The organism is Mesorhizobium sp. M7A.F.Ca.AU.002.02.1.1 (genome assembly GCF_003998535.1).
GTDB lineage: Bacteria > Pseudomonadota > Alphaproteobacteria > Rhizobiales > Rhizobiaceae > Mesorhizobium > Mesorhizobium ciceri.
This window is the reverse complement of record NZ_RZPB01000236.1, coordinates 1-7,783: the sequence shown is the minus strand read 5'-3', so window position 1 is coordinate 7,783 and position 7,783 is coordinate 1. Positions and strand designations below refer to the sequence as shown.

Below are 7,783 nucleotides of genomic sequence, written 5' to 3'. Positions count from 1 at the left end.
TGCTTGTTGATGATGGCGCGCTGAGTGTTGGTCGAGGATGTAAAGACGTCGTCGACGCCATTGAACCGCGAAACCTGGGAACTGCACCCCGCAGCAGCACCCGCGACCATCAGAATGGCGCAGCCTCGCGCCAGATTGCGACCGTTTGTCTTCAAAACACTGAGTTGCATCGCACTAACCCGCACATACCCGGTACAAACTAGGCATGATTAAAGCGCGTTAATGTTACTCGACGGTTAACCTCATGGAATCCGACGCAATTTTTCTTAAAATATTAGAGAGCGAGCCGTGCGAAGATTTCGGGTCAGGTCAGCCGGGGTCGAAGACGGGCGCACGACGCGGCCGAACATCGACATCCGCGCTAGATAACAGCGGCAACACCGCGCAGGATCGGCTGCAGGCGAACGAGGCCGATGTCTTCACGCTCGAAGCGGCTGCCGACCTTGGTCAGCTTGGCCAGCACCTGTTCGCCCTCTTCGGGGCCGATCGGAGCGATGACGATACCGCCGCTCGACAACTGGTCGAGCAGGAAACGCGGCAGGCTGTCGAAGGCAGCCCAGGCGACGATGCGGTCAAATGGCCCTTCATTCGGCAGCCCGCCGGAACCATCGGCGTGGCGCACGATCACATTGCCGATGCCGAGCGCCTCGAAGCGTTGCCGCGCCTGCTCGGCGAGCGTCTTGTAGCGATCGGTGGTGATGACCCGCGCGGCCAGCCGCGACATCACCGCCGAGGTGTAGCCCGAGCCGGTGCCGATCTCGAGCACGCGGTTGCCCTGCTCGATGGTGAGTGCGGCGATCACCGCCGCCTGCATGTCGGCGCCTTCGATCGCCTCGCCGCATTCGATCGGCAGCATGCGGTCCGACCAGGCGATCTGATGGAACTGGGCCGCCAGGAAGCCGCGCCGCGGCGTCGCCTCGAAGGCCGCGATCAGCGCCTTCGGCACAGTCCCCCGGCCGCGCAGACGCAGCAGAAAGGCGGCAAAACCTTCGCGGTCGTCGATCGGGAGGCCCTGGTTCATGCGAGCGCCTTGCTCAGTTGGTCACGGATTTCATGGGCGGTAAGGTCGAGCTGCAGCGGCGTCACCGACACCAGCCGGTTGCGCAAGGCGTAGAGGTCGGTGCCTTGCTTGCCTTCGACCGGCTCGCGGCCGAAACGCAACCAGTAGTAAGGCAGGCCGCGCCCGTCACGGCGCTCGTCGACCCACAGGGAGTGCACGAGCTTGCCCTGCGAGGTGACCACCGTGCCTGCGACTTCCTCGGGCGTGCAGTTGGGAAAATTGACGTTGAGCAGCACGCCGTCCGGCAATGGCGTCGCGACAAGTTTCTTCAGCAGCGCCGGCGCCAGCGCCTCCGTCGTCTCGTAGGGCACGACGCGATCTTCGCCGACATAGCTGTACCCCTGGCTGAGCGCGATCGAGCGAATGCCGAGCAGCGCGCCCTCCATGGCGCCGGCGACGGTGCCGGAATAGGTGACATCGTCGGCGATGTTGGCGCCCGAATTGATGCCGGACAGGATCAGGTCGGGTGCGCCAGGCAGGATCTTCTTGACGCCCATGATGACGCAATCGGTCGGCGTGCCGCGCACGGCAAAATGCTTCTCGCCAATCTTGCGCAGCCGCAGCGGCTCCGAGATCGACAGCGAATGCGCATAGCCGGACTGGTCCTGCTCGGGCGCCACCACCCAGACATCGTCGGACAGCGTACGTGCGACGCGTTCGAGCGACGCCAGGCCCTCGGCATGAATGCCGTCGTCATTGGTCAGGAGGATACGCATTATTTCGCTTCGATCTTTTCCAGACCGCCCATGTAAGGCCGCAGCACTTCAGGAATGGTTACGCTGCCATCCTCGTTCTGGTAGTTTTCGATGACGGCGATGAGCGCGCGACCAACGGCTGTGCCCGAGCCGTTGAGCGTGTGGACGAAGCGGTTGCCCTTGCCGTCCCTGTCCTTGTAGCGGGCGTCCATGCGGCGTGCCTGGAAATCGCCGCACACCGAGCAGGACGAGATCTCGCGATAGGCGTTCTGGCCGGGCAGCCAGACCTCGATGTCATAGGTCTTGCGTGCGCCAAAACCCATGTCGCCGGTGCACAGCGTCATGGTGCGGAACGGCAGGCCGAGCCGCTTCAGCACTTCCTCGGCGCATTGCGTCATCCGCTCATGCTCGGCAAGTGACGATTCCTGATCGGTGATCGACACCAGCTCGACCTTGTAGAACTGATGCTGGCGCAGCATGCCGCGCGTGTCGCGCCCGGCCGAGCCCGCTTCCGAACGGAAGCACGGTGTCAGCGCGGTGTAGCGCAGCGGCAGTTTTTCATGCGCGGTGATTTCCTCACGCACAAGGTTGGTGAGTGGGACCTCGGCGGTGGGAATCAGGCCAAGCCTGCCCTCCCCGTGCGGCGTAAAGAACAGATCTTCCTCGAACTTCGGCAATTGGTTGGTGCCGAACAAAACATCGTCCTTGACCATCAGCGGCGGAATGACTTCCTCGTAGCCATGCTCGGTCGTGTGCAAATCGAGCATGAACTGGCCGAGCGCGCGTTCCATCCGCGCCAGCCCGCTTTTCAGCACGGTGAAGCGCGAGCCTGACAGCTTTGCCGCGCGCTCGAAATCCATCATGCCGAGCGCTTCGCCGATCTCGAAATGCTCCTTCACCCAGTTCGGCCGCGTCGGCACCTTGCCGACGATGTGCTTGACGACATTGTCGTGCTCGTCCTTGCCGACAGGCACGTCGTCGAACGGCACGTTGGGCAGCACCGCCAACGCATCGTTCAGCGCCTTGTCCAGCTCGCGTTCGCGCGCCTCGCCGTTCTGGATGAAGACCTTGATCTCGCCGACTTCGGCTTTCAGCGTCTCGGCCAGGGCAGCATCGCCCGAACGCATGGCGTTGCCGATCTCTTTCGACGCGGCATTGCGGCGCTCCTGCTTGGTCTGTAGCTCGGTAACGTGTTCGCGCCGCGCCTCGTCCGAGGCGATCAGCCCGCCGACCGTGGACTGCGCCTCGTCAGCCGACCACGAGCGCTTCACCAGCGCCTCGACAAGGGCCTTCGGGTTGTCGCGAATCCATTTGATGTCAAGCATGGTTTGAACGCTCCGGGGTAGCATGTCGCCCAAAGTGCGCAGCGGTTTGGGACAACGACATGCTTCAAACAAAACTGAAACGCATCGCTTTCAGTGCGATGCGTTTCAGCCAGAGGGCGTAAACCGCATCCTCGATCGATGCAAGATGGGGCATGGGGAACGCAAGCATGCGATCACGCTTTGACGCGCTTTCGGCTGAAGGCGGGGGAGAGCCTGAAATGAAAAACCCGCCTCTACGGCGGGTCGCTGGCGCAAGTCAGCACCATACCGAGAATCATAGCATAGCTGCCCTCACCAGGTCAAGAAAAAATTCCTATCGAGACTGGCCAGACGCGGCGGCGCCGTTCAGGTGGAGGACGCGTCCGCCGGCTTCTTCTCGGCGACCTCTTCCGCCGCGTCCTGCTTCTCGCGTGCCACGCGCTGCTTTTCCTGATCGCGCTCGATCAGCCGGGCAGCCCAGATGGAGACCTCGTAGAGAAGGATGGTCGGAATGGCGAGGCCGATCTGGCTCATCGGATCGGGCGGCGTCAGCACCGCCGCGACGACGAAGGCGATGACGATCGCCCATTTGCGCTTCTCGGCCAGCCCCTTGGACGACAGCATGCCGACGCGTGTCATCAGGCTGGTCACCACCGGCAGTTGGAACACCAGGCCGAAGGAGAAGATCAGCGTCATGATCAGGCTGAGATATTCCGACACCTTTGGCAGCAGTGAAATCTGCACCTGATCGTCGGTGCCGGCCTGCTGCATGGCGAGGAAGAACCACATCACCATCGGCGTGAAGAAGAAATAGACCAGCGACGCACCCATCAGGAACAGGATTGGCGACGCGATCAGGAACGGCAGGAAGGCGTTGCGCTCGTTCTTGTAGAGGCCGGGCGCGATGAATTTGTAGATCTGCGTGGCGATCAGCGGAAAGGCGATCACCATGCCGCCGAACATGGCGAGCTTGACCTGCGTGAAGAAGAATTCCTGCGGCGCCGTGTAGATCAGCTCGACCTTGTGCGGATCGAGGCCTGCCCACTGCGTCGCCCATTTGAACGGGACGACCAGAAGGTTGAACAGCTTCTTGGCGAAGAAGAAACAGACCAGGAAGGCAACGAAGAAACCGCCCAGCGACCAGATCAGCCGCCGGCGCAGCTCGATCAGATGCTCCATCAGCGGCGCCGACGATTTCTCGATCTCGTCCTTTTCGGTGTCCGAAACGCTCACTTGGCGGCTCCAGCCGTCTTCTTGGCCGCCGGCTTCTTGGCCGCAGCAGGTTTCGGTTCGATTTTCGCCCCCGTCTTGGTCGCTACGGTCTTGGACGCGATCACCTTGGCCGCAGCGGGCGTCTTGGCCCTGGGCGTTTCAGGCATTGCCGCCGTCACCGGCTTCGCTGGCACCTTGGGCGCAGGCGTGGCCTTAGCGGTGACCGTTTTTGCAGGAGCTTTAGCGCCATTTGCCGAAGCCTTTATAGCCGGCGTCGCCCTTGACGGTGCAGGCTTGGCTGCCTTCTTCGCCGTGGACGCCTTCGGCGCCACGACGGGTGTCGTCGGCACTGATGACGTCACCACCGATTCGTCGGTCATCGCCGGGAAAATCGGCGCTGCCGGCGCTGCTTCCGGTCCGTTGACGCCGGGCATGGTCGTTGCACCGTTCTTCAGCGGCTCGGCCGCCTGCGGGGTCGAAGCGGCTGGCGTTGCCGGATCGGCTGCCGGCTTCGGCTTCATCGCCGCGTCGACGCCGGAGCGAACGTCGGCCGCGGCCTGTTCGAACGGATTGAGCTGCTTCCTGATCTCGGCCATCGGGCTCATGCCCCTGAGCTCGTCGACGGACTTCTTGACGTCGTCGAGCTCGGCTTCCTTCAGCGCCTCGTTGAACTGTTTCTGGAAATCGGATGCCATGGCGCGCAGCTTCGCCGTCGTGCGGCCGAAGGTGCGCAGCATATTGGGCAAATCCTTGGGCCCGACGACCACGATCATGACGATCGCGATGACCAGCATTTCGGTCCAGCCGACTTCAAACATGACACTCTGTTCCGACTAGAACCTTTGGGCTCAGCTCTTGCTGGCCTTTTCCTTCGCGGCCGCAACGGTCTCGTCGGCACGATGTTCGACGGTGCGCTTGTCTTCGGCAACGTCGTCGTCGGCCATGCCCTTCTTGAAGCTCTTGATGCCCTTGGCCATGTCGCCCATCAGCTCGGGAATCTTGCCGCGGCCGAACACCAAAAGCACGATCACCAGCACGATCATCCAGTGCCAAATCGAAAATGAACCCATAGCAAATCTCTCTCGAATGTTTTCCCTGGCGATGATCTATGCGTTTTCGCGTTGGGATTCAAACACAACTGCGACAGAGTTTATGAAAGGGTGGCGGATGTCACGCATTTTCGACGCGGCGGCCCCGCTACGAATCCGCGCATCCTCGACAGATCGGCCGCCAATGCCAGTCAATCTTCCGTGACGCGCGGCGTCAGCAGGCCGAGTTCCTCGAGATCGATATCGGTGAGCGCATCCTCGTCGTCGGTCAATGCATCGGGATCGGCCGGCGGCTGCGGAATGGAGAAATTCGACGGCATGCGGCCCGAAAGCAGGCCGGCCCCCTTCAGTTCCTCCATGCCGGGCAGATCGCGGATCTCTTCCAGCGCGAAATGATCGAGGAAGGTCTCCGTCGTGCCGTAGGTGACCGGGCGTCCGGGTGTCTTTCGCCGGCCGCGCATGCGCACCCATTCCGTTTCCAGCAGCGTGTCGAGCGTGCCTTTCGAGGTTTCGACACCGCGGATGTCCTCGATCTCGGCACGCGTCACCGGCTGGTGATAGGCAATGATCGCCAGCACTTCGAGAGCCGCGCGGGAGAGCTTCCTTTGCTGGACGGTATCCCTGCTCATCAGGAAAGCCAGGTCGCCGGCGGTGCGGAACGCCCAGGCATCGCCGACACGCACCAGATTGACGCCGCGCCGCGCATAGATCTGCTGCAGCTCGGCCATGGCCAGGGCGATGTTGATGCCGTCCGGCAGGCGTGCCGCAAGCTGCTTTTCGCTGACGGGTTCGGCGCTGGCGAACACGATCGCCTCGGCCATGCGCACAGCCTCGGCCAGATGCAGTCGCTCGGCCGGGTTTTGTAGCTGCTGCTCGGCCGGATCCTGGGAAAGCGGGCCCTCGTCGGGTTCATCGCCGATCTTGAACGGGACAACCGAAGCGTTGGCGCGTTCGCTCATGATGCCACCTCGACTGCCTTGATTGTCTGCGTTCGGCCGCGCAGGTAGATCGGCGCGAACGTCTGATCCTGCCGCACATCCATCTTGCCTTCGCGCACCAGTTCCAGCGTGGCAGCGAACGAGCTCGCGATCGCCGTGCGCCGCTCCTCGGGACTGGTCATGTACGCGATCAGAAAACTTTCCATCGTCGTCCAGTCGCTCACGGCTCCCACAAGGCGGGTCAGGATGTCGCGCGCGTCCTTGAGCGACCAGACACCGCGCCTGGCGATGGTCACATTGTTGATCGCCTGCTTCTGGCGCTGCTGGGCATAGGCGGTCAAGAGATCGTAGAGCGAGGCAGAATAGGCGTTGCGCTTTTCGATGATGACCATTTCCGGCATGCCGCGCGCGAACACGTCGCGGCCGAGCCGGTTGCGGTTGACCAGACGCGCCGAGGCGTCGCGCATGGCTTCCAGCCGCTTCAGTCGGAACTGCAGCACCGCCGCCAGTTCCTCGCCGCTTTCGCCCTCGTCGCCTGGCTGCTTGGGGATCAGGAGCTTGGACTTGAGGAAGGCCAGCCATGCCGCCATCACCAGATAGTCGGCGGCAAGCTCCAGCCTGAGCGCCCTCGCCGTCTCGACAAAGGTCAGATATTGCTCGACCAGCGCCAGGATCGAAATGCGCGCCAGATCGACTTTCTGGGTGCGGGCAAGATGCAGCAGAAGATCGAGCGGACCTTCGAAGCCGGCCACGTCGACGACCAGCGACGGGTCGCCGGTGACGCGTGAATCGTCATTTTCGGCCCACAGACGGTCCATCGGTGCGGCCTTCGCGGCCTTGCTTTCCAATGTCTCCGCCACTGCCTGTCACTTTCCCTTGCTATGCCACCGCATCGAAGTAGGTGGCGAATTCGGCGCGTATTTCGGTTTCTTCGACCGTGTCACGGTCCTTTATATAGGTCAGCGCCCGCTTGGCGCGCTCCAGCGACGTGCCCTCAAGCCCCGTGGTGCGCGATGCGATGCCGGCCATCTCCTCGAAAACGCCGTTGCAGTGAAGGACCAGATCGCAGCCCGCCGCAAGGATCGAGGCCGCCTTTGTCGGGAAATCCCCAGAAAGTGCCTTCATCGATGTGTCGTCGCTCATCAGCAGTCCGTCGAAGCCGATTTCGCGCCGGATGATCTCGTCGATGACCTTGCCGGAGGTGGTCGCCGGATTGTTCGGGTCGATCGCGCTGTAGACGACATGCGCAGTCATCGCCATCGGCAGATGGCTAAGCTCCTTGAACGGGGCGAAATCATGCCGCTGCAGATCACTGAGCGAGGCATTGACCACTGGCAGTTCAAAATGCGTGTCGGCAAAGGCACGTCCATGGCCCGGAATATGCTTCATGACCGGCAGCACGCCGCCCGATATCAGCCCTTCCGCGGCTGCGCGGCCGAGCTCGATCACGGGTCGCGGGTCCTTGCCGTAGGCACGCGCGCCGATGACATCGCGGGCGCCGTCGATCGGCCCGTCGAGCACCGGC

At 62.7% G+C, this 7,783-nt stretch carries 9 protein-coding genes and 1 pseudogene; all 10 read right to left on the bottom strand.

Annotation, left to right across the window (positions count from 1 at the left end):
• Positions 1–170 (bottom strand): annotated as a pseudogene (locus EN879_RS39960) (peptigoglycan-binding protein LysM); the annotation flags it as partial.
• Positions 171–361: 191 nt separating this feature from the next.
• Entirely contained in the window at positions 362–1,021 is a 660-nt protein-coding gene (locus EN879_RS16235) for a protein-L-isoaspartate(D-aspartate) O-methyltransferase (protein WP_013531300.1), read from the bottom strand.
• Positions 1,018–1,776 carry a 5'/3'-nucleotidase SurE gene (gene surE / locus EN879_RS16230; protein WP_024503850.1) on the bottom strand — a complete coding sequence of 253 codons (759 nt, stop codon included), beginning with the start codon at positions 1,774–1,776 and terminating at the stop codon, positions 1,018–1,020. Before surE ends, EN879_RS16235 begins: the two co-directional genes overlap by 4 nt.
• Entirely contained in the window at positions 1,776–3,080 is a 1,305-nt protein-coding gene (gene serS / locus EN879_RS16225) for a serine--tRNA ligase (RefSeq protein ID WP_063168117.1), read from the bottom strand. Before serS ends, surE begins: the two co-directional genes overlap by 1 nt.
• Before the next feature lie 345 nt (positions 3,081–3,425).
• On the bottom strand, positions 3,426–4,292 hold the full coding sequence (gene tatC / locus EN879_RS16220; RefSeq protein WP_013531297.1) for a twin-arginine translocase subunit TatC: 867 nt from the start codon (positions 4,290–4,292) through the stop codon (positions 3,426–3,428).
• On the bottom strand, positions 4,289–5,089 hold the full coding sequence (tatB, locus tag EN879_RS16215; protein ID WP_063168118.1) for a Sec-independent protein translocase protein TatB: 801 nt from the start codon (positions 5,087–5,089) through the stop codon (positions 4,289–4,291). Before tatB ends, tatC begins: the two co-directional genes overlap by 4 nt.
• Before the next feature lie 30 nt (positions 5,090–5,119).
• A complete protein-coding gene (locus tag EN879_RS16210) occupies positions 5,120–5,341 on the bottom strand; it encodes a twin-arginine translocase TatA/TatE family subunit (RefSeq protein ID WP_013531295.1) in 222 nt (73 codons plus the stop codon).
• A 170-nt stretch (positions 5,342–5,511) separates the two neighbouring features.
• Positions 5,512–6,279, bottom strand: a complete 768-nt coding sequence (scpB, locus tag EN879_RS16205; RefSeq protein WP_027160430.1) for an SMC-Scp complex subunit ScpB — start codon at positions 6,277–6,279, stop codon at positions 5,512–5,514.
• Positions 6,276–7,076, bottom strand: coding sequence for a ScpA family protein (locus EN879_RS16200; RefSeq protein WP_013531293.1), 801 nt, complete (start codon positions 7,074–7,076; stop codon positions 6,276–6,278). The genes scpB and EN879_RS16200 overlap by 4 nt, the downstream gene beginning before the upstream one ends.
• A gap of 61 nt (positions 7,077–7,137) precedes the next feature.
• Positions 7,138–7,783 (bottom strand): glycoside hydrolase family 3 N-terminal domain-containing protein (locus EN879_RS16195; protein ID WP_164774432.1); only part of this gene is annotated, 646 nt, incomplete at its 5' end.